This window comes from Pseudomonas sp. 8Z (genome assembly GCF_902506535.1).
Classification (GTDB): Bacteria; Pseudomonadota; Gammaproteobacteria; order Pseudomonadales; family Pseudomonadaceae; genus Aquipseudomonas.
This window is the reverse complement of sequence record NZ_LR733824.1, coordinates 689,073-714,483: the sequence shown is the minus strand read 5'-3', so window position 1 is coordinate 714,483 and position 25,411 is coordinate 689,073. Positions and strand designations below refer to the sequence as shown.

The window sequence follows — 25,411 nt, the reverse complement described above, 5'->3', positions numbered from 1 at the left end:
TATAGAACCTTATGGCTGTGATGTTGCGGCTATAATCCGAAACTAATCGACTTAAGTGGATTGATACAATGGAGCGTGCCGCACCTGAACGGCGCTTGAGCCTGGCCCAGCAGTTGGTGCTGGAGTTGTCACAAAAAATTCTCTCTGGCGAGTTGCCGGCTGGCAGCAAATTGCCGACCGAGCAAGCCTTTACCGAAGAGCGCAAGGTCAGCCGAACGGTGGTGCGTGAGGCCATGTCGCGTTTGCAGGCCGAAGGTCTGGTCGAGACGCGCCGCGGCATTGGCACCTTCGTGGTGGATGCGACTCGGCCTGGTGAATATCAAGATGGTCTACAGGACAGCAGTGATACTCATGATGCCGTGGCCATCACCGAGTTGCGTATGAGTCTTGAAGTCGAGGCTGCGGCACTGGCGGCCCGGCGAGCGACACCTGAGCAGTTGCAGGTCATCCGCACCGCTTTGGACAGAGCCAATGAGGTCGGGCTACGGCACAAGGATTGCGCCAGTATCGAGTTTGACTTTCATCTGCAGATTGCCCTGTGTACCGGTAATCGTTTCTTCAGTGATGCCATGATGCACATGAGCAAGGCATTGATCGGTGCTACTCAGGTAGCCACCGATGAACGTAGCCGACTTCTGCAAGCGCGCGAGCGTGAGCAAATTTATGCGGCCCTTGAACAGCGCGATGCTGAAGTGGCAAGGGCAGCGATGCTGTTGCACCTGACCAACCGCTTGTATCAGGCACGTAACGCTGAGGCTGGCTGAGTCCAGCTTGGTTGCAGCGGCGGTGTCGCCTCAGGTGTCCCTATGCTGAATGATCAGGCTCACGACGTAATGGGCCGATACTGCAGGGAAAACTGCAATTGGCAGGATTGGCCGGGCTCCAGCAGTAGCAGCCCAGGGCGTTCAGGCATGTGGTGAGCGTTGACTGGGTGAGTGACCGGCTCGAAGCAGAAGAACTTCTGCTCCGGCGGGCAGTACAAGAGAAATACGTCAGTCCCTTGCGCTTGGCAAACAAGCTCATACCCTGCGTCTCGCTGAATGATGCGTGCGCTGCCTGGCCAGGCGGTGAAGGCATTGTCGACCAGCTCATGCGGCAGCCAGGCCGCTTTGTTGAAATTCCATTGTTCAGGCAGTTCGACCCACTGGGTTGAAAGCCTGTTTTCATCGCATAACCAGACGCCTTTGGCAGGTGCCTCCAGATAGGTGTGCTCGGTACGCGTCAAGTAGGGGTGCAAGCCCAGTCCGTACCAGGTTGCCTGTGTGCCCATGTGGGTGGCGCCTAGGGTTAATGTCAGGCAACCATCGCTCAGTTGCACGTGCAGGCTGGCGCGATAGGGAAACGGCGATTGGCTGTCGAGCTGTAAGTAAGCGCTCTGATGATTGGCCTGTAGGATTTGCCAGGGTTGTTGCCAGGCCGTGCCATGCACTGACAGCGTTGCATGTTCTGTATTGGCGGGTAGTGGCTGCCAACCGCTGGGGGTTTGAAATCCCCCTGCGCTGATGCGATTTGACCAGGGAAGCAGGGGGTAGCAGCCCAGACGTCTGGGGTTGGCACTGGCGATGGCCTGTGCATCGCTGTGACGCAACAGCGGCCAGCCATCACTCAGGCGCGTCCAGTTGACCAGGCTGGCGCCTGCTTCTGGGGCGAGGGTCAGTTGTGTCAGGCCATCGTTCAAGGTCAGTAAGGTGGTTGTCATCGAAACTCCAAAGCAGGGGCTTAGCTAAAGTCGTTACTTATCGGGTGATGCCGTTGTGTCACGCTGAGTCAGGCTGCTCTGTTTCCCACTTCAGGGGCGCAGGGACGGCACTCAAGCGTTATTGCCAAGTATGTATATCGCTGTACTTCTTGCCGGAAAGCGCCGCCAGCCCGGCACCATCACGCACGACGGTGGGCCGCAGGAAGACCATCAGGTTGCGCTTGATATGTGCCTCGCGGGTGGAGCGAAACAGCCGTCCNTCAGGCGCGTGCAGAGCCCGCCCAGGAGGGTGAACGGAGTCGTCGTGGAAGAGGTCGAGCGACAGGATGTCGCGAGAGCCACGGAGGGCCATGGATGGCCCATCGTGGCGGGCCTCTGGAGCGGCGATGGAGTGAACGAACCCTCGCGAAGCGAGGGCCGGATGAACGGGCGGAGGGTTTTGGTTACTTTTGCCCTGCAAAAGTGACTCGCCTGGGAAGGCGAAACCAAAGACATCAACAAAACGCGACAATTCGGAACAAGCAACAAGCAACAAGCAACAAGCAACAAGCAACAAGCAACAAGCAACAAGCACTCACACAAACTTGCCAGTCCGGTGCCAATACTGATTTTCCCAAGATTCCGCGAAGAACCTAAAAAAACCGGCATGCGCCGGTTTCTTCATCTGTTCGAGGCTTATTGGTCGAACTCGTCCCAGCCGCCCATTTCCTTCCAGCGGTTGACGATGCCGCAGAACAGTTCGGCGGTCTTTTCGGTGTCGTAGCGCGCCGAATGCGCTTCCTTACCGTCGAATTCGATGCCAGCCGCCTGGCAGGCCTTGGCTAGCACGGTTTGGCCGTAAGCAAGGCCGGCCAGGGTGGCGGTGTCGAAGCTGGAGAACGGATGGAAGGGGTTGCGCTTGATGCCGCAACGCGCCACCGCCGCATTGAGAAAGCCCAGGTCGAAGCTGCTGTTGTGGCCAACCAGAACCGCGCGTTTACAACCGGCGGATTTGATCGACTTGCGCAGGCTTTTGAAAATCTCACCCAGGGCGTGTTCCTCGCTCACCGCCATGCGCAGCGGATGGTCGAGTTTGATGCCGGTGAACTCCAGGGCCGCTTGTTCGATGTTGGCGCCCTCGAACGGTTCGATGCGGAAGAAGTGGGTGTGATCCGGGTAGAGGAAGCCGCTCTCGTCCATGGCGATGGTGGTCGCGGCAATCTCCAGCAGGGCGTCGGTGGTGCTGTTGAAACCGCCGGTCTCGACGTCCACCACCACTGGCAGGTAGCCACGAAAGCGCGCCGCCATGGGCGTACGCGGGCCGGAGGGCAGGCTCGGTTCGAGTTCGTCGTCGTAGTTGTCTTCGCTCACGCCTGTTCCTCCAGCAGCTTCCAGCGCAGGGTTTCGCCGGCGCGCAGCGGGATCACGCTGTTTTCGCCCAGCGGCAGCGAGGTCGGCACGCTCCACTCTTCACGCACCAGGGTGATGCTGTCGGTGTTGCGTGGCAGGCCGTAGAAGTCCGGGCCGTGATGGCTGGCGAAGGCCTCCAGCTTGTCCAGCGCATTGCTCTGTTCGAACGCTTCGGCGTACAGCTCGATGGCGGCATAGGCGGTGTAGCAGCCGGCGCAGCCGCAGGCGGCTTCCTTGGCGTGCTGGGCGTGCGGTGCCGAGTCGGTGCCGAGGAAGAAGCGCGGGTTGCCGCCGGTGGCCGCATCAAGCAGGGCTTCCTGATGGATGTTGCGCTTGAGAATCGGCAGGCAATAGAAGTGCGGGCGAATACCGCCAACCAGCATGTGGTTGCGGTTATACAGCAGGTGGTGGGCGGTGATGGTGGCGCCGACGTTGGCCGAAGCGGCCTCGACGAACTGCACCGCGTCACGGGTGGTGATGTGCTCGAAGACCACCTTGAGGTTCGGAAAACGCTCGACCACGCGGGTCAGGTGCTCGTCGATAAAGGCCTTCTCGCGGTCGAACACGTCGATCTCGGAACGGGTCACCTCACCGTGTACCAGTAGCAGCATGCCGACTTCGGCCATGGCTTCGAGTACCGGGAAGATCTTGTCGATGCTGGTCACGCCCGAGTCGGAGTTGGTGGTGGCTCCCGCCGGGTAGAGCTTGGCGGCATGCACGAAACCGCTGGCCTTGGCCGCACGCACGTCCTCGGCAGTGGTTTTGTCGGTGAGGTAGAGCACCATCAGCGGCTCGAAACGGCTGCCGGCCGGGCGTGCAGCGAGAATGCGCTGGCGATAGGCGTCGGCTTCCTCGGCATTGCGTACCGGCGGAACCAGGTTGGGCATGATGATGGCGCGGCCAAATGTACGCGCGGCATCGCCGACGGTGTGTGGCAGCACCGCGCCATCGCGCAGGTGAATGTGCCAGTCATCGGGACGCAAAAGAGTCAGACGGTCGGACATGGAGGCTTCCAGGCGGGTAAAACGTGGCCGCATGGTAACTGAAAAGCACCTTCTCGCGCTCGCGCCAGCGCGATCATCGCATGCAGGGGTCAAGTTTCTGCGACCCTGACCGATACCCCGTGAGAATGCCGTGAACCGCCGTGGAGTCGACCGTGCGTGCGCCCAATTACCTCCTGATCAGCCTGTTGGCTGGCATGCCGCTGTGTTTGCCTGCGCATGCCATCAGTTTCCAGACGCGCCTGGAGAAGGTGGAGTGGATGGTCGAGGGCGACAAGTTCGAGTGTCGTCTCAGTCAGCCGATCAGCCATTTCGGCAGTGGCGAGTTCGTGCGTCGCGCGGGTGAGCAGGTCACCTTCCGTCTCAAGGCCAGTGAACACTGGCTTGGCAACGGTTCGGCAACCTTGTTGGCCGCCGCCGCACCCTGGCAGCCCGGGCGTGGCGATATCAACCTCGGCGTGGTCAGCGTGGCCAGTGGCGAGGTGCCGTTCAATAGCTCGCAGGAGCAGGGCGCGCGACTGCTGGCCGGCTTGCTGGAGGGACGTAGCCCGGTGGTGCGGCATCGCACCTTCAACGGTGGCGAAAGCCTGGAAGTGCGCTTGCTACCGGTGAAGTTTCATCAAGCTTATGACGACTACGAAGCCTGCACGGCCAAGTTGCTGCCGGTAAATTTCGATCAGATTCGTCTGGCGCAGGTCGGCTTTCCCGGTGGAGGTATCGACCTCGATCCGATGGCCAAGGCCAAGCTCGATGTCGTTCTTGAGTTCGTCAAGGCCGACCCGACCATCAATAGCTTTCAGATCGATGGGCATGCCGATAACAGTGGCAATCGCCTGACCAATCGCGACCTGTCGCGTCGTCGGGCCTTGGCCGTGCAGGATTACCTCAAGGCGCATGGCATACCCGTCGAGCAGATCACCGTGCGTTTTCACGGTGAGCGCTACCCCTTGGTGCCGAACACCAGCGAGGCCAATCGCGCCAAGAATCGCCGCGTTACGCTGCGTCTGGATCGCTTGCCGCAGGCCGAGGCGCCACAGGCGGACGCGCCTGCTCCCGCCGCAAGGCCCGTGGATCCGCCCGGTAGTCGCCCCTCCTGAGCCACTTTGGCGTCGCTTGGTCAACTCCGCCTGTCGCGCCCCTGTAAATTGAGCCGCTTGGTCAGTAGAATCACGGGTTTTACCGTACAACCCGTGGAGTGATGGCATGGCGGACGTCAAAAAGGTAGTTCTGGCCTATTCCGGTGGCCTGGACACCTCGGTGATCCTCAAGTGGCTGCAAGATACCTACAACTGTGAAGTGGTGACCTTCACCGCCGACCTCGGCCAGGGCGAAGAGGTCGAACCGGCCCGCGCCAAGGCTCAGGCCCTGGGCGTCAAGGAAATCTACATCGACGATCTGCGCGAAGAGTTCGTGCGTGATTTCGTCTACCCGATGTTCCGCGCCAACACCATTTATGAAGGCGAGTACCTGCTGGGTACTTCCATCGCCCGTCCGCTGATCGCCAAGCGCTTGATCGAGATTGCCAACGAGACCGGCGCTGACGCCATCTCCCATGGCGCCACCGGTAAGGGCAACGATCAGGTGCGTTTCGAACTGGGCGCTTATGCGCTCAAGCCGGGCGTGAAAGTCATCGCTCCTTGGCGCGAGTGGGATCTGCTGTCGCGCGAGAAGCTGATGGACTACGCCGAGAAGCACGCCATCCCGATCGAGCGTCACGGCAAGAAGAAGTCGCCGTACTCCATGGACGCCAACCTGCTGCACATCTCCTATGAAGGCGGCGTGCTGGAAGACACCTGGACCGAGCACGAAGAGGACATGTGGCGTTGGACCCAGTCGCCGGAAGCGGCGCCGGACGTACCGACCTACATCGAGCTGACCTACCGCGCCGGTGACATCGTTGCCATCGACGGCAAGGAAATGACCCCGGCGCAGGTGCTGGCCGAACTGAACCGCATCGGTGGCGAGAACGGCATCGGCCGTCTGGACATCGTCGAGAACCGTTTCGTCGGCATGAAGTCCCGTGGCTGCTACGAAACCCCCGGCGGCACCATCATGCTCAAAGGCCACCGCGCCATCGAGTCGATCACTCTCGACCGCGAAGTCGCCCACCTGAAAGACGAGCTGATGCCGAAATACGCTAGCCTGATCTACAACGGTTTCTGGTGGAGCCCGGAGCGTCTGATGCTGCAACAGATGATCGACGCCTCCCAGGCCAACGTGAACGGTGTGGTGCGCCTGAAGCTGTACAAGGGCAACGTCATTGTCACCGGTCGCAAGTCCGACGAGTCGCTGTTCGACGCCAACATCGCGACCTTCGAGGAAGATGGCGGCGCTTACAACCAGCAGGATGCGGCGGGCTTCATCAAGCTCAACGCCCTGCGCATGCGTATTGCCGCTGGCAAGGGCCGCAAGCTGGTCTGATCGACCGCTCGCGCTATGCAACGAACCCCGGCCATGTGCCGGGGTTTGTCGTTTTGGGGCAGTTAATTTCTGCGTTCAAACAAAAGCCCCGGCTGGCGGGGCTTTTGTTTGAAGGCCGTGACACTCAGATATCGAAGTCGTATTCGGCTAACTGTTTGTGCAGGCGGCGTTCTTCGAGAAAGTTGTCGATGATGCGGCGTTTGGTCAGATTGGTCTTGGCGACTTCCACCGCAGGCTCGGCATCGTCCGCGTCCTCTGCGACAAAGTCTTCGTCCAGTTCGAGGTCTTCTTTGTCAGTGCTCATTTACTTCACTCCAAGCCCATCACCGGGGGGCATTTGCGCACCTTATAGCGGCAAAAAATGAGCGGGTAAAAAAGATTTTTTCAATCAGGAGATGGTCGGTTTCTATGGTCGATCAATCGTCGGAGGTCTTGGCCTTGTACTCGCATAGATCTTCGATGCGGCAGGCACCACAGCGGGGTTTACGCGCGGTGCACACGTAGCGCCCGTGCAGGATCAGCCAGTGGTGGGCGTCGAGCAGATAATCCTTGGGCACGAACTTGAGCAGCTTCTTCTCCACCTCCACCACATTCTTGCCGGGGGCGATGCCGGTGCGGTTGCTGACGCGGAAGATATGCGTGTCCACCGCCATGGCGAGCTGACGGAAGGCGGTGTTGAGCACCACGTTGGCGGTCTTGCGGCCGACGCCGGGCAGCGCTTCGAGATCCTCGCGGTTGTCCGGCACCACACTGCCGTGTTTCTCGATCAAGATGCGGCAGGCTTCGATGACGTTCTTCGCCTTGCTGTTGTACAGGCCGATGGTCTTGATGTACTCGGATAGTCCCTCGACGCCGAGGGCGTAGATGGCCTCTGGCGTATTGGCCACCGGGAACAGCTTGGCCGTGGCCTTGTTGACGCTGACGTCGGTGGCCTGGGCCGAGAGCGTCACCGCCACCAGCAGCTCGAAGGGTGTGCTGTAGGCCAGCTCGGTCTTCGGTTCGGGGTTGTCCTCGTGCAGGCGACGGAAAATTTCCAGGCGTTTGGCGGCGTTCATTCGATCACTCCGGTAACGCGCACGCGGCGGCTTTGGGCAGGGGCTTCGGGCGCGGCGGCCTTGGCTCGTTCGGCGGCGATCTGGTCGATGCGGTTCTTGCCGGCGATCAGCAGGCCGAGAACGATGAAGGCACCCGGCGGCAGGATGGCCAGCAGAAAGCCGCGGTAATCGTGCACCAGGGTGAGTTTCCAGTCGGCGGCAATCGGGCCGAACAGCAGGTGCATATTGGCGAACAATGCGCCGGTGCCGAGCAGTTCGCGGATGGCGCCGATCAGCACCAGCACCGAGCCGAAGCCCAGGCCCATCATCAGGCCGTCATAGGCGGCGCGGGCCGGGTCGTGCTTGGCGGCGAAGCCGTCGGCGCGGCCGAGGATCACGCAGTTGGTGGTGATCAGCGGGATGAAGATGCCGAGTATCTGGTACAGCTCGTAGGTGTAGGCCTGCATCAGCAGCTCGATGCAGGTGGTCAGTGCGGCGATGATCATGACGAAGGCCGGCAGGCGCACGGCGGTATTGACCACCCCACGCACCAGCGACACGGCGGTGTTGGAACAGATCAGCACCACGGCGCTGGCCAGGGCCAGACCGAGGGCGTTGACCGTGGAGTTGCTTACCCCCAGCAGCGGGCAGAGGCCGAGCAGTTGTACCAGCGCTGGGTTGTTCTTCCACAGGCCGTTGAGGGTGATGTCGCGGTAGCTGGTCATCGTTCGTCCTCCGCCAGGCCCAGTAGCTGGGCACGGTGCGTATCGAAGTAGCGCAGGGCGCCGTGCACGGCCTTAACCACGGCGCGCGGGGTAATGGTGGCGCCGGCGAACTGGTCGAAGTCGCCGCGATCCTTTTTCACCGCCCAGCCCTCTTCGCCGGGGTTATCCAGAGATTTGCCGGTGAAACCGAGTGTCCAGTCGCTCTTGGCCAGCTCGATCTTGTCGCCCAGGCCTGGTGTTTCCTTGTGGCTGAGCACGCGCACGCCAGCCAGGCGGCCATCGGCATAGATGCCCACCAGCAGGTGGATGGCGCCGCTGTAGCCGTCCGGTGCGGTCACCGGCAGGATCAGCGCGCTGGGCTGGCCATTCTTGAGCGCCAGGTAGGCCGACTGTGGGCTGCGGTGGCCCAGTTCGGGGGCGTTGAGTTCGATGCGGTTATCCAGCAGGTGATTGTCGTAGCTGCCTGCTGGCAGGATTTCGGCCAGGGCGCGCACCTGGGCTTCGCGCTCGGCATTGGCGATGCGTTCGGCAGTGCCCTGCTGCAGCAGGGCGACGCTACCCACCGTGGCGATGGCGAACAGGCCGAGCACCAGGGCATTCTTCAGCATCGAGCGGCTGAGTTCCGGCAGCATGCTCATTCTCCCAGCTTGAAGCCGCTGTTGGGCTTGCGATGGCCGTAGCTGCGTGGCCGGGTGTAGTAGTCGATGGTCGGCGCCGCCAGGTTCATCAGCAGCACGGCGAAGGCCACCGCGTCCGGGTAGCCGCCCCAGGTGCGGATCACGTAGACCAGCACGCCGACACCGATGCCGAACACCAGGCGCCCGCGATTGCTGGTGGCACCGGACACCGGGTCGGTGACGATGAAGAAGGCGCCGAGCATGGTGGCGCCGGTGAGCAGGTGCAGCAGCGGCGAGCCGTTGGAGTCCGAGCCGCTGCCGTTCCAGAACAGCAGGCTCATGACGAACAGCCCGGCGAGCATGCCCAGCGGCGCGTGCCAGGTGATCAGGCGCTTGTGCAGCAGGTACAGACCGCCTGCAAGGAAGGCCAGATTGACCGCCTCGCTGCCCGCGCCGCCGAAGCGACCGAAGGCCAGGTTGCTGGCGTACAGTTCGTCGATGGTCAGGCTCTTGTTCACCTTCAGCGCGTCCAGCGCGGTGGCCTGGGCCCAGCCATCCGGCAGGCTGGCGATACCGAGGATGTGCTGGATGCCGTCCAGTGCGGCGACGGCGTGTGGCGCGGGCCAACTGGTCATATCGACGGGGAAGGAGATCAGCACCACCACGTAGCCGACCATGGCCGGGTTGAAGGGGTTCTGCCCGAGGCCGCCATAGAGCTGCTTGCCGAGGCTGATGGCGAAGCCGCAGGCGATCAGCGTCAGCCACCAGGGCGAGTAGGGCGGCAGGGCCAGGGCCAGCAGCACGGCGGTGACCAGGGCGCTGTAGTCCTTGAGAAAGAAGGCGATCGGGCGTTTGCGTGCCGCCAGCAATGCAGCCTCGAAGCCCAGGGCGCAGAGGCTGGCCCAGACCAGGTTGAACAGGGTGCCGACGCCGAACAGCCAGGTCAGGGCGAAGATGCCCGGTACGGTGGCCAGCAGCACCTGCAGCATGACCTGCTGGGTACGGTTACTGCCCGTGGCGTGGGGCGATGTGATGCGGGGCAGGGCCATCGGCGCTCCTGTTACTGCGTTCGTATTGACCGCAGTGGTGTTTATTCCCCGGATTGCATCCGGGCTACGGTTGTCTGTGCCGCCCGGCTACTCTGGGCTGTTTTTATGTAGCCCGGATGCAATCCGGGAAAGTTGTCAGGCTTGGTATTCCGCCAGCTTGCGTTCGGCCTCGGCCAGGCGCGTACGGGCCTGCTCCAGCGCATCGCTGGCGGCGTTGTCGTCACGCTCCAGCTTGCGCAGGTCGGCGCGGGCGAAGGCTACTTCGGTCTTCAGGGCTTTCAGTTCGGCGTCCACACCTGGGCGCTCGGTGCGTACCATCTCCGGTGCCGGTTTGCCCGAGGTTGCCTCCGCTGCGTGCAGGGCTTGTTCAGCGGCGGCCAGGGCCTCGCGCAGCGGTTGCAGCGCGGCTTCGTCGCTGTCGGCTTTTTCCGCCTTCTTCAGTTCGGCGCGTTTCATTGCCAGCTCGATCTTGGCCTTTTTCAGCGCTTCGTCACAGGCGGGTTTGGTGGTGGCAGCAGGTTTCTGGCTGTCTAGCTCGGCCAGGGCTTTCTCAGCGGTTTCCAGTTGCTGGCGCACGCGGGCGAGTTCGGCTTGCTGATCGTCGTCCGGGGCTTCGAGTTTTTCCAGCTTGCGCAGTTGCGCCTTGAGCATGGCGGCTTCGATCTTGGCCTTCTTCAGTGCTTCATCGCCTGCTGGCTTGGGCGTCGGGGCAGGGGCTGTCGCCTGGGCTTCGGCCAGGGCCTTCTGTGCGGCTTCGGCAGCCACGCGCAGCTCGGCGACCTGTGCCTGCAACTCGGGCGTGTCGTGAGCGGCCAGTTGCTTTTCTGCCTTCTTCAACGCGACCTGGGCCATGCTGGCTTCGATCTTGAGCTTCTTCAACGCTTCATCGGCTGGCGCGGCAGCAGTTGTCGTGGGGGCGTCGGCTTGCGCTGCCTTGGCGCGCGCGGCTTTCTCGGCGCGGGCCTTGCGCTCGGCTTCCTTCTGCTCTTCGGCGCGGCGCAGGCGTTCCTGGCGTTGCTCGAAGCGCTGTTTGGAGTGTTCGGCCTTGAGTTGCTTCTGCTCCAACTCGCGGATTTCCGCCTTGGCTACGCGGTAGTACTGCACCAGCGGGATGCTCGACGGGCAGACGTAGGCGCAGGCGCCACATTCGATGCAGTCGAACAGGTTGTGCTCCTTGAGCTGCTCGTGCTCCTGGCCGAGGGCGAAGAAGTGCAGTTGCTGTGGCAGTAGGCTGGCTGGGCAGGCCTGCGCACATTCGCCACAGCGGATGCAGGGCATAGCTGGCGCTGGCGGCGGCAGTTCGGCAGCGGTGCTGGCCAGCAGGCAGTTGCTGGTCTTGATCAGCGGCACGTCGAGGCTGGGCAGGGTAAAGCCCATCATTGGCCCGCCCATGATCAGGCGATTGAGCGTGCCCTGATCGAGCTCGGCGAACGCCAGCAATTCGCCCACTGGCGTGCCGAGCAGTGCCTCGACATTGCCGGGTCGCGCCAGCGCTTCGCCAGTGAGTGTGGTGATGCGTGAGATCAGTGGCCTGCCGAGCAACACGGCGTCGTGGATGGCCATGCAGGTGCCGACGTTCTGGCAGAGGATACCGATATCGGCAGGCAGGCCGCCGCTGGGCACCTCGACGCCGGTGAGAATCTGGATCAGTTGTTTCTCGCCGCCGGACGGGTACTTGGTGGGGAACACCCGCACCTGATAGTCGCGCCCGGCACAGGCTGTTTGCACGGCGGCGATGGCCTCGGGCTTGTTGTCCTCAATGCCGATCAGCACCTGCTGCGGTTGAATCAAGTGGGCGAGTATGTCGATACCCGCCACCAGCTCGGCGGCGCGCTCGCGCATCAGCATGTCATCGGCGGTGATGTACGGCTCGCACTCGGTGCCGTTGATGATCAGCGTGTGGATCTTCTGCGTCGGCCGGGCGGTGAGCTTGACCGCCGTGGGGAAGCCGGCGCCGCCCAGGCCGTTGATCCCGGCTTCGCGGATCAGCGTCAGCAACTCACTGGGCTCCAGGCTGCGATAGTCGGAGTGCGGCGCCAGCTCGATCCATTCGTCCAGACCGTCGCTGTCGATGACGATGGCCGGCGCCAACATGCCGGAAGCATGCGGATAAGGCTGCTCACCGATAAAGGCGACGCTGCCGGAGGTCGGCGCATGCAGCGGCACACTGACGAAACCGTTGGCCTTGGCGATCTGCTCGCCCTTGCGCACGTGCTGGCCGACGACCACGCAGGGCTCGGCGGCAGCGCCGATATGCTGGCCGAGCGGCAACACCAGCCGCTTTGGCAGCGGTACCTGCTGGATCGGTGTGCGGTTGGACAGTGCCTTGCGCTCGGCGGGATGGATGCCGCCTGGGATGTCCCAGATTCTTTCCTGCACGGTCATGCCGCCTGCTCCCGGTCACTGGCGATCAACTGGCCGGGTGCCAGTGGTTTGTCCCATTTCCAGCTTTGCACGCTGCTGCCCACGACGATCATGTCGATGCAGTCCACCGGGCAGGGCTCGACGCACAGGTCGCAGCCGGTGCATTCGCTGGCAATCACCGTGTGCATCTGCCGCGCCGCACCGACGATGGCGTCCACCGGGCAGGCCTGGATGCACTTGGTGCAGCCGATGCACTCGGCCTCGCGGATGAAGGCGACCATCTGCGGCTTCTCGCCTTCTACCGCATCCAGAGGTTCAGCCTCGACATCGAGCAGATCGGCCAGGGCGGCGATGGTGGCTTCGCCGCCGGGTGGGCACTTGTTGATCTTGTCGCCGCCGGCGATGGCCTCGGCGTAGGGCTTGCAGCCGGGGTAGCCGCACTGGCCGCACTGGGTCTGCGGCAGCAGGGCGTTGATCTGTTCGGCGATGGGGTCGCCCTCGACCTTGAAGCGCACGGCGGCAAAACCGAGGATGGCGCCGGCGATCAGGCACAGCGCGAGCAGGGCGAGAACGGCGACCAGCACCAGGCTCATAGCTTTATCAGCCCGGAAAAGCCCATGAACGCCAGCGACATCAAACCTGCGGTGATCATGCCGATGGCCGCGCCCTGGAAGGACTTTGGCACATCTGCGATGGCGATGCGCTCACGCATGGCGGCGAACAGCACCAGTACCAGGGAGAAGCCCAGCCCCGCCGCGAAGCCGTTGACGGTGGCGGTGACGAAGGTGAATTCGGCCTTGTTGGCGTTGAGCAGGGCCACGCCGAGGACGATGCAGTTGGTGGTAATCAGCGGCAGGAAGATGCCTAGCACGCGATACAGCAGCGGGCTGGTCTTATTCACCACCATCTCGGTGAACTGCACCACCACGGCGATCACCAGAATGAAGCTGATGGTGCGCAGAAACTCCAGATCCAGCGGTTTGAGGATGTACTGTTGCACCAGGTAGCTGCACATGGCAGCCAGGGTCAGCACAAAGGTGGTCGCCAGCGACAGGCCGATGGCGGTTTCGATCTTCTTCGACACGCCCATGAACGGGCACAGGCCGAGAAACTGCACCAGCACGAAGTTGTTGACCAGGATGGCGCTGACCATCATCAGGACGAGTTCGGTCATGGGGTTGCCGTCGAATGCGCAAAGGCCTTAGGAAAAGGGCGCCTATTATCGGGAGAAGCAGCGGCGCGCTACAAGTCACAAGCTGCAAGTAAAAGCGCAAAAGCCAGGCTGACGCTCAGCGTCAGCCTGCATTCTGATTAGCCTGTAGCCGCTTTATTTGACGCGCTGGCCCGGCTTGGCGCCGCTGTCGGGGCTGAGCAGGTAGATTTCTTCACCGCCGGGGCCGGCGGCCAGCACCATGCCTTCGCTGATGCCGAACTTCATCTTGCGCGGCGCCAGGTTGGCCACGTACAGGGTCAGGCGGCCTTCCAGCTTGCTCGGGTCGGGGTAGGCGGACTTGATGCCGGAGAACACGTTGCGTTTCTCGTCACCGATATCCAGCGACAGGCGCAGCAGCTTGTCGGCGCCTTCGACGAACTCGCATTTTTCGATCAGCGCGATACGCAGGTCGACAGCGGCGAAGGCATCGAAGTTGATCTCGGCGGCCAGCGGGTCTTTGGCCAGTTCGCCGTTACCGACATACGGGTTCCCGGCTGGTTTGCTGGCTTCGGCGGCCAGGTCTTCCTTGGAGGCTTCGGTCATGGCTTCGATCTTTGCCGGTTCGATGCGGGTCAGCAGCGGGTTGAACGGGTTGAGCTGGTGATTGGCCAGCGGCGTGGCCAGGTCTGCCCAGGTTAGCGCCGGTACGTTGAGGAAGGCTTCGGCGTCACTGGCCAGTTTCGGCAGCACTGGCTTGAGCATGATCACCAACTGGCGGAACAGGTTGATGCCCAGGGCGCAGATTTCCTGCACCTCGGCCTGCTTACCCTCGACCTTGTTCAGCGCCCACGGCGCCTTGTCGGCGATCCAGGCGTTGGCACGGTCGGCCAGCGCCATGATCTCGCGCATGGCGCGGGAGAAGTCACGCGCTTCGTAGGCGTCGGCGATGCTCGGCGCGGCGACCTGGAAGGCATCCCACAGGGCGGGCTCGGGGTTGGCGGTGACCAGCACACCGGCGTTGCCCTTGTGGATGAAGCCGACGCAGCGGCTGGCGATGTTGACCACCTTGCCGACCAGATCGGAGTTGACCTTCTGCACGAAGTCTTCGAGGTTCAGGTCGAGGTCATCGACGCCACGGCCCAGCTTGCTGGCGTAGTAGTAGCGCAGGTATTCCGGGTTCAGGTGGTCGAGGTAAGTGCGCGCCTTGACGAAGGTGCCACGCGACTTGGACATCTTCTGCCCGTTGACGGTGAGGTAACCGTGCACGTTGACCGCGGTTGGCTTGCGGTAGCCGGCGCCTTCGAGCATGGCCGGCCAGAACAGGGCGTGGAAGTTGACGATGTCCTTGCCGATGAAGTGGTACAGCTCGGCCGTGGAATCCTTGCCCCAGAAGGCATCGAAATCCAGATCCGGGCGGCGCGCGCAGAGGTTCTTGAAGCTGGCCATGTAGCCGATTGGCGCATCCAGCCAGACGTAGAAGTATTTGCCCGGCTGATCGGGGATCTCGAAGCCGAAGTAGGGCGCATCGCGGCTGATATCCCACTCCTGCAGGCCGCCATCGAGCCATTCGGCGATCTTGTTGGCCACGGCCTCCTGCAGTGCGCCGGAGCGCGTCCACTGCTTGAGCATGGCCTCGAAGTCCGGCAGCTTGAAGAAGAAGTGCTGCGATTCCTTGAGCACCGGGGTGGCGCCGGAGATGGCCGATTTGGGGTTCTTCAGCTCGGTGGGGGCGTAAGTGGCGCCGCATTTTTCGCAGTTGTCGCCGTACTGATCCTCGGCCGCGCATTTCGGGCAGGTGCCCTTGATGAAGCGGTCGGCGAGGAACATGCCCTTCTCGGGGTCGAAATACTGGGTCACGGCGCGGGTGGCGATATGGCCCTTGTCGCGCAGTGCCAGGTAGATGGCGGCGGACAGCTCGCGGTTCTCGTCCGAGTGGGTCGAATGATAGTTGTCGAAATCCACGCCGAAATCGGCGAAGTCGGCCATGTGTTCGGCACGCACGCCGTCGATCAGTTGCTCGGGGGTGATGCCTTCTTTCTCGGCGCGCAGCATGATCGCCGAGCCGTGGGCATCGTCGGCGCAGACGTAGACGGCCTGGTTACCACGCAGTTTCTGGTAGCGCACCCACATGTCGGTCTGGATGTATTCGAGCATATGGCCGAGGTGGATCGAGCCATTGGCATAGGGGAGGGCGCTGGTAACGAGAATCTTGCGGGCTTCGGTCATGGTGATCGGCTGCACGGGGAAAACGAGGGAAGTCGGCAACTATAAAGCAGCGGCAGGCTGCAAGCCACCAGCGACAACAACAGCGCTTCTTGCTCGTGGCCTGACACGTGGCGCACGTGGCTGCTGTTAAGATGCCTGTCTGATTTTTTGTCTGCCTTCTGGAGTTCATGCATGAGTGCCGTCACCCGCGAAGCGGTCGAAGCCTGTCTGCGTCAGTTCACCGACCCCCATCTCGAGCAGGATCCGGTCAGTGCCGGTTGCCTGCGTGAGGTCGATATCCAGGGCGCGCACGTGTCCGTGCGGCTTGAACTGGGCTATGCCGCTGGGCTGTTCAAGAATGGCTGGGCGCAGATGCTGCAGATGGCGCTGGAGAACCTGGCCGGGGTGGACCGCGCCAAGGTGCAGGTCGATTGCGTGATCGAGGCGCATCAGGGCCAGGCCCAGGTGCCTGCCCTGGCCAATGTGAAGAATGTGATTGCCGTCGCCTCGGGCAAGGGGGGGGTGGGCAAATCCACCACTGCCGCCAACCTGGCGCTGGCGCTGGCCCGTGAGGGCGCGCGCGTGGGCATCCTCGATGCTGATATCTATGGCCCCAGTCAGGGCATCATGTTCGGCATTGCTGAAGGTACGCGCCCTGAAGTGCGCGAGCAGAAGTGGCTGGTGCCGATGCAGGCGCATGGCGTGCAGGTGATGTCCATGGCCTTTCTCACTGACGACAACACGCCGATGGTCTGGCGCGGGCCGATGGTCAGCGGCGCGCTGCTGCAACTGCTTACCCAGACGGCCTGGGATGATCTCGACTATCTGGTGATCGACATGCCGCCGGGCACTGGCGACATCCAACTGACTCTGGCGCAGAAGGTGCCGGTGGCCGGCAGCGTGATCGTCACCACCCCGCAGGATCTGGCCCTGCTCGACGCCAAAAAAGGCGTGGAGATGTTCCGCAAAGTGCACATCCCGGTGCTGGGCGTGGTGGAAAACATGGCCGTGCACATCTGCTCCAACTGCGGTCATGCCGAGCACCTGTTCGGCGAGGGCGGTGGGGAGAAGCTGGCGGCGCAGTACGGTGTAGAACTGTTGGCCTCGTTGCCGCTATCGATGGCCATACGCATGCAGGCCGATGAGGGTAAGCCGACCACCATTGCTGATCCGGAAAGCCAGATCGCCATGATCTACCAGGATCTGGCGCGCAAGGTCGGTGCGCGTATCGCCCAAGGCGGGCAGATTGTCATGCCGAGTATCGAGATCAGCGAGGATTGAAAGCAGCCGGCAGCGGCATCTGATGACTCTCTCCCATTTATGGGAGACGACTGCATGGATGCAGGAGGTAGGGCGACGCAGGATGCTAAAGCCGAGGGTGCCCGAAGGGCGGGAGAGGGTGATGGACGAATCCTTCTCCGACCCGGTTTGCGTAGGAGCGGCTTCAGCCGCGAATCGCGGATAAATCCGCTCCTACAAAGGCGTGCAATCAACCATAAAAAAGCCCCGCACTGGGCGGGGCTCTTTACTGCAGCTTAAAAGCGCAGATCAACCAACGATCTGAACTTCTTCAGCTTGCATGCCTTTCTGGCCGCGGGTAGCCACGAAGGAGACCTGCTGGCCTTCTTTCAGGGTCTTGAAGCCGTCGGCCTGGATGGCTTTGAAGTGTACGAACAGGTCGTCACCGGATTGCGGGGTGATGAAGCCGTAGCCTTTCTCATCGTTGAACCACTTGACGGTGCCAGTCTGACGATTGGACATGTGATGTCTCCTAACTAAATTGATAACAGCCTCGGAAAAGCCCAGGCCGGGACTGAGTGCAACGAGTACTAGGAGTCGGACGATGTTTGGATCGAGATCTAGGCATCAAGTAGCGATTCGCGGTGACACATGCAGCACAGTGGGTCACACCATACGTGTTTTTAGCGCCAAGTGCTAATACGCCATGCAGCTTTTTTCGCAAAAAATCCATGAAGGTGCGGGGGGCGCTCTTTGATGGGGGGAGCCAGCATCGGATAAGATGCGTGCACTTTTTCGCAATGAACCATTCAGGACCTTCGCCATGAGCATCAAATCGGACAAGTGGATTCGCCGCATGGCCCAGGAACACGGGATGATTGAGCCTTTCGTCGAGCGCCAGGTGCGCGGTGCCGACTCCAGCCGCGTGATCTCCTACGGCGTTTCCAGCTACGGCTACGACGTGCGTTGCGCGGATGAATTCAAGGTGTTCACCAATATTCACTCGGCCATTGTCGATCCGAAGAACTTCGACGAGAAGAGCTTCGTCGACATCAAGAGCGATGTCTGCATCATCCCGCCGAACTCTTTCGCCTTGGCCCGTACCGTCGAATACTTCCGTATTCCGCGCGATGTGCTGACCATCTGCCTGGGCAAAAGCACCTACGCGCGCTGTGGCATCATCGTCAACGTCACGCCGCTGGAGCCAGAGTGGGAAGGCCATGTGACCCTGGAGTTCTCCAACACCACCAACCTGCCGGCGAAGATTTACGCCCACGAAGGTGTGGCGCAGATGCTGTTCCTGCAGTCCGACGAGGCGTGCGAGGTGTCGTACCGTGATCGTGGTGGCAAGTATCAGGGGCAGACGGGCGTGACCCTGCCGAAAGCCTGATCGACCTTCATGATGCAAAGAAGCCGGGCTATGCCCGGCTTCTTCTTTTTTGCTCTCTGCGATCAGGGCACCAGCGGCAGCTCGCGCTTGTGACGGGTATTGTCATAGGTACGCACGATGGTGGCATAGGCCTCGTCGCTGACCTTCTCGCCATGCAGGAAGGCGTCGATTTCGGCGTAGGTCACGCCGTGCGCTTCTTCGTCCGGTTTGCCTGGGCGCAGTTCTTCCAGGTCGGCGGTCGGGGTCTTCATCACCAGGTGCTGCGGTGCGCCCAGATGCGCGGCAATGGCGCGTACCTGCTTCTTCACCAGGCCGGACAGCGGGGCGAGGTCGCAGGCGCCGTCGCCGAATTTGGTGAAGAAGCCCATCACCGCTTCGGCGGCGTGGTCGGTGCCGATCACCAGGCCATTGTTGGCGTTGGCGATGGCGAACTGGGCAACCATGCGGATGCGCGCCTTGATGTTGCCGACAACGAAGTCGCGGCGGGCATCAGTGAGTTTTTGCAGGTGGGTGACTTGTTCACCCAGGCCGCTGACGGCGGCGGCGATGTTGACGGTGTCTTCTTCGTCAGCGCGGATGAATTTCAGCGAATCCTGGGCGTCGTGCTCGTCATGCTGGGCGTTGTGCGGCAGGCGTACGGCGATGAATCGGTAGGCGCTATCGCCAGTCTCCGCGCGCAGTTCTTCGACCGACAGTTGCGCCAGGCGCCCGGCTGTCAGCGAGTCGACGCCGCCGCTGATGCCCAGCACCAGCACCTTGAGGCCGGACTGCTTGAGGGTGTGTTTGATGAAATTCTTGCGCCGCTCGATCTCTCCGATCAGCGCGGCGGCGTCGGCAAAGGGCGGCACGACGTCGAGGGCGGCGGCAATTTCGGCTTGGCGGTTGCTCATGTCTGTGTCCTCACTGGGCGTCACTGACGCGAAAGACGTGTTTGAGGTAGTGGACGAAGTTTTCGTCGCGGCATTGGGTCTTGCCGGGGGTGTCGGATATCTTGGCCACCGGCTGACCGTTGCAGGCGATCATCTTGATGACGATGTTCATGGGCTCGACGCCGGGGAGGTCGCAGGTCAGGTTGGTGCCAACGCCGAAGCTTACGTGGATTCGCCCGCAAAGTGCACGGTAGAGGTGTAGCGACTTCTTCAGGTCGAGGCCGTCGGAGAACACCAGGGTCTTGCTCATAGGGTCGATGCCGAGCTTTTCGTAGTGGGCGATGGCTTTTTCCGCCCACACCAGCGGATCGCCGGAGTCGTGACGCAGGCCGTCGAAGAGCTTGGCGAAGTACAGGTCGAAGTCGGCCAAAAAAGCATCCATGGTGATGCAGTCGGTCAGGGCGATACCCAACTGGCCACGGTATTCGCGTACCCAGCAATCCAGCGCGGCGATTTGGCTGTCGATCAGGCGCGGGCCGAGTTGCTGGTGGGCCATCAGCCATTCGTGGGCCATGGTGCCGATGGGTTTGAGGTCGAACTCGCGCGCCAGGTGCAGATTGCTAGTGCCAACGAAACGCCCTGGGAAGTCGCGCTTGAGGATGCGTACGGCCTGTTCCTGCACGCGATAGGAGAAACGCCGACGGGTGCCGAAGTCCGCCAGTTGGAAGCCGGCCAGCTCGTTGTCACTGGCCTCGCTGCGCAGCCAGTCGATTTTCTCGTAGAGGCGCTCAGCCGCGTGTTCCAGTAGCACTTCGCGGTAGCGGTAACGGTTGCGCACTTCGCTGATGATCGCCAGCAGTGGCACTTCGAAGAGGATCACATGTAGCCAGGGGCCACGCAGGCGAATGCTCAACTGGCCGTCTTCGATACTGGTGTGCACGTAGCGCAGGTTGAAGCGGAACAGGCTGAGAAAGCGGATGAAGTCCGGCTTGATGAACGGAATGCGTTCGAGGAAAGCGAGCTGATCGACGGTCAGGCTCAGCTCACTGAGGCGCTCGAACTGGTAGCGGATCTCGGCCAGGTAGGGTGTCAGATCCTCGCTGTTGCGGCAGCGGAATTCCCACTCCACTTCGGCGTTGGGGTAGTTGTGCAGCACCGCCTGCATCATGGTCAGTTTATACAGGTCGGTATCGAGCAGGTTCTGCACGATACGGTCGGCGAAAACGCTGTCACTCATCCTTGGCACTCCAGGGGCATGTCCAGTTCTTGTGCGTTTTTGGCGAAGAGGATGCCTGCTTCGTTCATTGCCTGCAGTGCGAGCGATGCGGTTTCGTCGGCGATGGCGCGACAGGCGGGCAGGTAGACGATCACCTCGAAACCCGCCCGGCGCAGTTGCAGTGCGGTGGTCTTGACGCAGTAATCCAGCGCCAGGCCGCCGACCAGCACCCGTTCGACGCTATTGTGTCGGAGAAACTCGATCACGCCTGTGCTGCGCTTCTCGGCCAGGTCGTGGTAGCAGGCGCCGTAGGGGTGCAGATCCGGCTCTATGCCTTTCCACACGAAGTAGTCGTAGTCCAGCGGTGTGGGCAAACCGTCTAGCAGTTCAAAACCAGGGGTGCCGGGCACGCAGTGCCTTACCCAGGTCAGGTCGGCATTGGCCAGGGGGAGGGCGCGCAGCATGTCTTCATGACTGTCGACGACCCAGGCAGCGTGTGGGCTGTGGGCATCTTTGCTGCCGATGCGTAGTTGCGCATGAGTGGCCATCTGGTTCAGCGCAGCAACGATGCTATCGCCGCCGGGCACGGGCAGCTCGTTGGGGCAAAGCGGAGTAAAGCCTTTCTGAGCGTCTACATCGAAGCTGGCGGTCTTCATGGCGCACCTCTGTGCTGCGTGTTAGATGGGCACATATTCCACCTGATGAAATATGTGGTCAAGCGTTTTTCTGATTCAGGGGTGAAAACAGATGGCTTATTGGTCAAGATGAAATAAGTGCAAGCTGAGGTGAGGGACACGATGAGTGCAGTGGAAGTTCTGGCTGGTGTTGATATCGTGGCGCTGCGTCTGAGTGAGGCGGGGCGCCTGCAGGTGCTGTTGTTGTGTCGCCAGCGTGAGCCCTATGAGGGGCAGTGGGCATTGCCGGGCGTGCTAGTCAATGGTCGCTGCGCCGATGTCAGCCTGGATGCCGCGGCAGCACGGGCTCTGGTCGATAAGGCGCGGCTGCAACCGCAGTACCTGGAGCAGGTGGCAACAGTGGGTAATGGTGCGCGCGATCCGCGTGGTTGGTCACTGAGCACCTGTTACCTGGCGCTGCTGGCGCCGGACGCTGAACCGCAGGATGAGCACCTGCGCTTCGTTGAGTTGCAGGCCATTATGGCAGGTCAGCAGTCGCTACCCTTCGATCACGCGCAACTGGTGCGTTTGGCTGCCGAACGCTTGCAGGGTAAGTCGGTGTACAGCTCGTTGCCGTTGTACCTGCTGGCCTCGCGCTTCAGCGTGACTGAGGCGCTTGGCGCTTATCAGGCCTGCCTGGGGCAACCGGTGCAACACACCACGCTGCGTGGGCGCCTGGAGCGGATGAGGGCGCAGAGCTGGATTGTCGATACCGGTGAGAAGAACTACCCGAAGATGGGGCGACCGCAAACGCTGCTGCAGCATTGTCCGCAGGCCGACGAGGCGTTCATTTTTGATCGCAGCTTGCTGGCTTGAGGCGAGGCACAAAAACGCAGGCAAAAAAATAGGTTCTTCGCGGAATCTTGGGAAAATCAGTATTGGCACCGGACTGGCAAGTTTGTGTGAGTGTGCTCTGGTTTCCGGTGTAAAGCTGCTTATCGCGCTCTGCTGATGGCTCCCGTTTCGCCTCCCGGCGACCTTCTTTTGTCAAACGCCACAAAAGAAGGCAAAAAGTCTTGGCCCTGCCATCCGAGCTAGGCGCCCCCGCCCTGCTGCGCCGGGGTTCGTTCGCTCCATCGTTGCTCCGAGGGTCGGCGTACATGGCCATCCCTGGCCCATTTCGCGGGGCCGCCATCGGTATCTCGCCGCATCCCTGCGGCTCGCCCCTCTACACAACGATTCCACTCACCCTCCTGAAGGGGCCATTCGCGCGCCTGAGACTATAGATTTGACTCGATGACCACAGCGGCTCGCTGTTGCTCTTGCCAGAGCACTCCCAGCTACACCTGAGTTACCGCTGGTTCAGGCGCGTGCAGAGCCCGCCCAGGAGGGTGAACGGAGTCGTCGTGGAAGAGGTCGAGCGACAGGATGTCGCGAGAGCCACGGAGGGCCATGGATGGCCCATCGTGGCGGGCCTCTGGAGCGGCGATGGAGTGAACGAACCCTCGCGAAGCGAGGGCCGGATGAACGGGCGGAGGGTTTTGGTTACTTTTGCCCTGCAAAAGTGACTCGCCTGGGAAGGCGAAACCAAAGACATCAACAAAACGCGACAATTCGGAACAAGCAACAAGCACTCACACAAACTTGCCAGTCCGGTGTCAACCCGTCATTCCCCCTGAAAATGCGATGAACCAAAAAATAGGCGCCAGAGGCGCCAGGGGAGCATTGCAATCGATGCATAGGTTCTGAGCCCGTATTGATCAGGAAGTTCAATGCGGTGCGGTTTTTCTGTGGATAAAAGAAAAGGCGCCAAAGGCGCCTTAAAGATGATCGATGGAGTAAGTCGATTATTCAGAGGGTGGTGCTGGTTTGAAGGTTCAGCGCCACCCGACGAACGGTCATTATCGGGCGGGCACTAGGAGTAGCCGCTGGTTGCCGTAGACCTTGTCCAGATTCTTCGACTGGAACGGGAAACTCATGTAGCCGCCCTTGAGCCACGCGTCGATGCCGTCGGCATAGTGCTGGCTGGCCGGGTTGCCGGATTGCCCGGAGCTGTTGACGCCGCTCAGCGGCTCTTCGGCAGCGAAGTCGACGACGATACGCATGGCCGGGATCAGGGCCGTGTCGAAACTCTGCCCCCAAGGGTAGGCCGAGGTGTTCAGCGTGCTGTGATCGCCTCCGGCCGGGTAGGGGCCGCGATCCAGATAGCCTTTGAGCGCATTGATGCTGCTGCGCTGGCTGGCGCTCATGTAGGGCGCCATGCGCGTGGTATCGGTGACCCATTCGTAGGTGTGCAGTTTGCCCCACTGCCAATTGCGCCGCTCGTTGCCCAGGCGGCTCTCCAGTAGCGCGATGCTCGCGGCCAGGCTGCGTGCCAGAATGGTCGGCTTGTCTTCTTTCTGCGCGGTGCGTACGTCATCCCAGAACGGGCTATCAGGACGGCCGAGCAGGTGGTCAGCTTGCGCCGAGTAGGAGGTATTGGCGGTTTCCACCAGGGCCTTCCAGGCCGGGCTGCCTTCGGGGCCCAGTTCGTCGAGGAAGATCTGCCGCGCGCTTTCCTGCAGGAAGGCGCCGTAGACGGCCGCATCGGCAGAGGTGGCGGCCAGTTTGCCGTCAAAAGCCAGCAGGCGTTTCAGCGCCTCATCGGCGCGCTCACGCTGACCGGCTGGCAGGGCGGCGATGGCCTGGCGCAGCGGGTCATGCATGAGCGGGTCGTTGAACATGGTCTGCAGCTTGGCGACGAAGGGCGAAGTCTGGTCGTACTGCATGGCGATCATGCTGCGCCCATCGTGGCGGCCCTTGCTGGCCAGTTCGGCGATGCGTTCGGCGCGCTCCGGGTAATACCAGGAACTGGACAACTGCATGCCATAGCCAGGTGGCGCGCTGCGTTCATTGGCGCTACCCAGCCAGCCCTGGGGTGGGTCCTGATCGTAAGGATGCAGCATGGGGTCGGCATAGCCATCCCAGGCATAGCGCTCGTCCCAGCCGGGCGACGGCAGTAGGCCGCGGCCTTCGCGGCGGTTTGGATAGCGCCCGGTCACTTGCCAGCCGATATGCTGGGCGTCGGCGAAGAGGATGTTGAGCGGCATGGCGCGAATCTCGCGTGTCGCCTCGAAGGCCTCGTCAACTGACTGCGCGCGGGACAGGTCGAAGAACGCATCGAGGCTCTTGTCGTGTTCGAACACGGTGCTTTTCAGCGCCAGGCCATAGCCACTCTGCAACGGTAGCGGTTGCAGCCTGTTCTTGCGCTCGCCCAGCGCGGTGTTGAGCAACGGGCCGTTGCGGGTCTCGTAGAACGTCTCGCGGATTGGGCGTTGGCCTTTGATGAAGAAGGTTTCCTGGTGCTCGCTGACCGGCAGCCATTTGCCATCGGCCTGGTACATCAGGCGGCTGCCTTCGCGCTTGATGCGCTCAAGGAAGAGATCCTGACTGTCGCCCATCACCATGGTCATGCCCCAGGCTAGCTTGCCATTGTAACCGGCCACCACGGCGGGGACTCCAGCCAGGGAGATACCGGCGGCCTGGTACTTGGGCGAGCGGATCTGCACGAAATTCCACAGCGAAGGCATGCTCAGCGGCAGGTGCGTATCGTTGGCCAGCAGGCTCTTGCCGGTGCGGCTGTGCTCAGGTGCGATGGCCCAACTGTTCGACGCGGCGACGCCGAGCATGTGCTGATCGGCGACCTGCGCGGCGGTGCGAGCCATTGCCTGCAGGCCGGGTAACTGGCCCTTTAGATCGAGGCCGGCGAGTTTCTCCGCTTCGGCGAAGGGCAGCGGCTCGTCCGGGTAGATCGGCAGCAGCCAGGGCAGCTTGTCGACGCCGACTTGCTGGGCCATGGTCAGCGCGGCGATTTCTTCCTGCAGGTTCACCGACAGGCCGAAATTCAACAGGCAGAACAGCAGCACCGAATCCTCGGGCTTCCAGTATTCGGGGCGGTAGCCGGATTCGGCCAGATCCATCGGCAAGCGGTCGCGATAGCGGAACAGGTAGGCGTTGACGCCGCGTGCGTATACCTCGAAGAAGCGCTTGAGGCGTGGAGAGGCATCGGCGTAAAGAATTTCCGCGCTCTTTTTCAAGTTGACCGCACGCATGAAACGGTCCATTTCCAGCACGCCCGGCCCGGCCATCTCTGCCAGGCGGCCTTGAGCCAGCAGGCGCATGCCGACCATTTGGCTGAGGCGATCACCGGCGTGCACGTAGCCAAGGGTGAAGAGCGCATCGTGGACGGTACTCGACTCGATCAGCGGCATGCCCAGGGCGTTGCGCCGCACCGAGGCGCTTTCGGCCACGCCCTTGACTCGCTCCACACCACCGGTGGGCGGTAGGCTGTCGGCATAGCGGCTATTGAGTAGGGACTGGCAGCCGGTGAGGCTGAGCAATGAGGCGGCAAGCGTCAGGCGGGCCAGCAGGCGCATGGCGAATTTCC

Annotated in this window: 23 protein-coding genes and 1 pseudogene; 6 read left to right on the top strand and 18 right to left on the bottom strand. The window is 62.0% G+C overall.

Translation table 11 applies throughout. The features are described 5' to 3' along the window. Window positions 1-68 precede the first annotated feature (68 nt). A complete protein-coding gene (locus AERO9A_RS03255) occupies window positions 69-764 on the top strand; it encodes a FadR/GntR family transcriptional regulator (protein ID WP_159970468.1) in 696 nt (231 codons plus the stop codon). Between the two features lie 59 nt (window positions 765-823). On the opposite strand, the gene AERO9A_RS03250 is transcribed toward AERO9A_RS03255, so the two are convergent. The 4 genes and pseudogenes from AERO9A_RS03250 to pyrC form a co-directional block, all read right to left on the bottom strand. Then, the gene (locus tag AERO9A_RS03250) at window positions 824-1,699 is read right to left on the bottom strand and encodes an aldose 1-epimerase (RefSeq protein WP_159970467.1); all 876 of its coding nucleotides are present in this window, start codon (window positions 1,697-1,699) and stop codon (window positions 824-826) included. A gap of 133 nt (window positions 1,700-1,832) precedes the next feature. Then, window positions 1,833-1,958: pseudogene (locus AERO9A_RS22390) on the bottom strand (hypothetical protein); the annotation flags it as partial. Between the two features lie 416 nt (window positions 1,959-2,374). Further along, a complete protein-coding gene (gene rnt / locus AERO9A_RS03245; RefSeq protein WP_159970466.1) occupies window positions 2,375-3,049 on the bottom strand; it encodes a ribonuclease T in 675 nt (224 codons plus the stop codon). Further along, the gene (gene pyrC / locus AERO9A_RS03240) at window positions 3,046-4,092 is read right to left on the bottom strand and encodes a dihydroorotase (RefSeq protein ID WP_159970465.1); all 1,047 of its coding nucleotides are present in this window, start codon (window positions 4,090-4,092) and stop codon (window positions 3,046-3,048) included. The genes rnt and pyrC overlap by 4 nt, the downstream gene beginning before the upstream one ends. A 152-nt stretch (window positions 4,093-4,244) precedes the next feature. Here pyrC and AERO9A_RS03235 point away from each other — a divergent pair, with 152 nt between their 5' ends. Further along, complete coding sequence (locus AERO9A_RS03235; protein WP_159970464.1) at window positions 4,245-5,186, top strand: OmpA family protein; 942 nt, start codon at window positions 4,245-4,247, stop codon at window positions 5,184-5,186. 106 nt (window positions 5,187-5,292) lie between these two features. Then, complete coding sequence (locus AERO9A_RS03230) at window positions 5,293-6,510, top strand: argininosuccinate synthase (protein ID WP_159970463.1); 1,218 nt, start codon at window positions 5,293-5,295, stop codon at window positions 6,508-6,510. A 124-nt stretch (window positions 6,511-6,634) separates the two neighbouring features. On the opposite strand, the gene AERO9A_RS03225 is transcribed toward AERO9A_RS03230, so the two are convergent. The 9 genes from AERO9A_RS03225 to metG form a co-directional block, all read right to left on the bottom strand. Beyond that, window positions 6,635-6,814, bottom strand: coding sequence for a PA3496 family putative envelope integrity protein (locus AERO9A_RS03225; RefSeq protein ID WP_159970462.1), 180 nt, complete (start codon window positions 6,812-6,814; stop codon window positions 6,635-6,637). A 112-nt stretch (window positions 6,815-6,926) separates the two neighbouring features. Continuing rightward, a complete protein-coding gene (gene nth / locus AERO9A_RS03220) occupies window positions 6,927-7,565 on the bottom strand; it encodes an endonuclease III (protein WP_013714588.1) in 639 nt (212 codons plus the stop codon). Then, window positions 7,562-8,269: an electron transport complex subunit E gene (locus tag AERO9A_RS03215; RefSeq protein WP_159970461.1), complete on the bottom strand. Its 708-nt coding sequence runs from the start codon at window positions 8,267-8,269 to the stop codon at window positions 7,562-7,564. Before AERO9A_RS03215 ends, nth begins: the two co-directional genes overlap by 4 nt. Beyond that, window positions 8,266-8,901, bottom strand: a complete 636-nt coding sequence (gene rsxG / locus AERO9A_RS03210; RefSeq protein WP_159970460.1) for an electron transport complex subunit RsxG — start codon at window positions 8,899-8,901, stop codon at window positions 8,266-8,268. The genes AERO9A_RS03215 and rsxG overlap by 4 nt, the downstream gene beginning before the upstream one ends. A 2-nt stretch (window positions 8,902-8,903) precedes the next feature. Continuing rightward, entirely contained in the window at window positions 8,904-9,935 is a 1,032-nt protein-coding gene (locus AERO9A_RS03205; protein WP_159970459.1) for an RnfABCDGE type electron transport complex subunit D, read from the bottom strand. Window positions 9,936-10,070: 135 nt separating this feature from the next. Then, window positions 10,071-12,320 (bottom strand): electron transport complex subunit RsxC, encoded by a 2,250-nt coding sequence (rsxC, locus tag AERO9A_RS03200; protein ID WP_159970458.1) that lies wholly within the window; start codon window positions 12,318-12,320, stop codon window positions 10,071-10,073. Continuing rightward, the gene (gene rsxB, locus AERO9A_RS03195; protein WP_159970457.1) at window positions 12,317-12,892 is read right to left on the bottom strand and encodes an electron transport complex subunit RsxB; all 576 of its coding nucleotides are present in this window, start codon (window positions 12,890-12,892) and stop codon (window positions 12,317-12,319) included. The genes rsxC and rsxB overlap by 4 nt, the downstream gene beginning before the upstream one ends. Beyond that, complete coding sequence (rsxA, locus tag AERO9A_RS03190; RefSeq protein WP_159970456.1) at window positions 12,889-13,473, bottom strand: electron transport complex subunit RsxA; 585 nt, start codon at window positions 13,471-13,473, stop codon at window positions 12,889-12,891. Before rsxA ends, rsxB begins: the two co-directional genes overlap by 4 nt. 153 nt (window positions 13,474-13,626) lie before the next feature. Further along, on the bottom strand, window positions 13,627-15,678 hold the full coding sequence (gene metG, locus AERO9A_RS03185; protein WP_159970455.1) for a methionine--tRNA ligase: 2,052 nt from the start codon (window positions 15,676-15,678) through the stop codon (window positions 13,627-13,629). A 171-nt stretch (window positions 15,679-15,849) separates the two neighbouring features. Here metG and apbC point away from each other — a divergent pair, with 171 nt between their 5' ends. Then, a complete protein-coding gene (gene apbC, locus AERO9A_RS03180; RefSeq protein WP_159970454.1) occupies window positions 15,850-16,938 on the top strand; it encodes an iron-sulfur cluster carrier protein ApbC in 1,089 nt (362 codons plus the stop codon). Between the two features lie 267 nt (window positions 16,939-17,205). On the opposite strand, the gene AERO9A_RS03175 is transcribed toward apbC, so the two are convergent. Next, window positions 17,206-17,418 (bottom strand): cold-shock protein, encoded by a 213-nt coding sequence (locus AERO9A_RS03175; protein WP_037049100.1) that lies wholly within the window; start codon window positions 17,416-17,418, stop codon window positions 17,206-17,208. 301 nt (window positions 17,419-17,719) lie between these two features. On the opposite strand from AERO9A_RS03175, the gene dcd reads away from it, so the two are divergent. Continuing rightward, window positions 17,720-18,286, top strand: a complete 567-nt coding sequence (gene dcd, locus AERO9A_RS03170; RefSeq protein WP_159970453.1) for a dCTP deaminase — start codon at window positions 17,720-17,722, stop codon at window positions 18,284-18,286. Between the two features lie 62 nt (window positions 18,287-18,348). Here dcd and nadE read toward each other — a convergent pair whose 3' ends face one another. From nadE to AERO9A_RS03155, 3 genes are read right to left on the bottom strand one after another with little or no spacing between them, the layout of a single operon-like run. Further along, entirely contained in the window at window positions 18,349-19,176 is an 828-nt protein-coding gene (gene nadE / locus AERO9A_RS03165) for an ammonia-dependent NAD(+) synthetase (RefSeq protein ID WP_159970452.1), read from the bottom strand. A gap of 10 nt (window positions 19,177-19,186) precedes the next feature. Further along, window positions 19,187-20,392, bottom strand: coding sequence for a nicotinate phosphoribosyltransferase (gene pncB / locus AERO9A_RS03160; RefSeq protein WP_159970451.1), 1,206 nt, complete (start codon window positions 20,390-20,392; stop codon window positions 19,187-19,189). Beyond that, entirely contained in the window at window positions 20,389-21,027 is a 639-nt protein-coding gene (locus AERO9A_RS03155) for a nicotinamidase (protein WP_159970450.1), read from the bottom strand. Before AERO9A_RS03155 ends, pncB begins: the two co-directional genes overlap by 4 nt. A 141-nt stretch (window positions 21,028-21,168) precedes the next feature. Here AERO9A_RS03155 and AERO9A_RS03150 point away from each other — a divergent pair, with 141 nt between their 5' ends. Then, a complete protein-coding gene (locus AERO9A_RS03150; RefSeq protein WP_159970449.1) occupies window positions 21,169-21,861 on the top strand; it encodes an NUDIX hydrolase in 693 nt (230 codons plus the stop codon). A 1,025-nt stretch (window positions 21,862-22,886) separates the two neighbouring features. On the opposite strand, the gene AERO9A_RS03145 is transcribed toward AERO9A_RS03150, so the two are convergent. Continuing rightward, a complete protein-coding gene (locus AERO9A_RS03145; protein WP_159970448.1) occupies window positions 22,887-25,400 on the bottom strand; it encodes a penicillin acylase family protein in 2,514 nt (837 codons plus the stop codon). Window positions 25,401-25,411 lie beyond the last annotated feature (11 nt).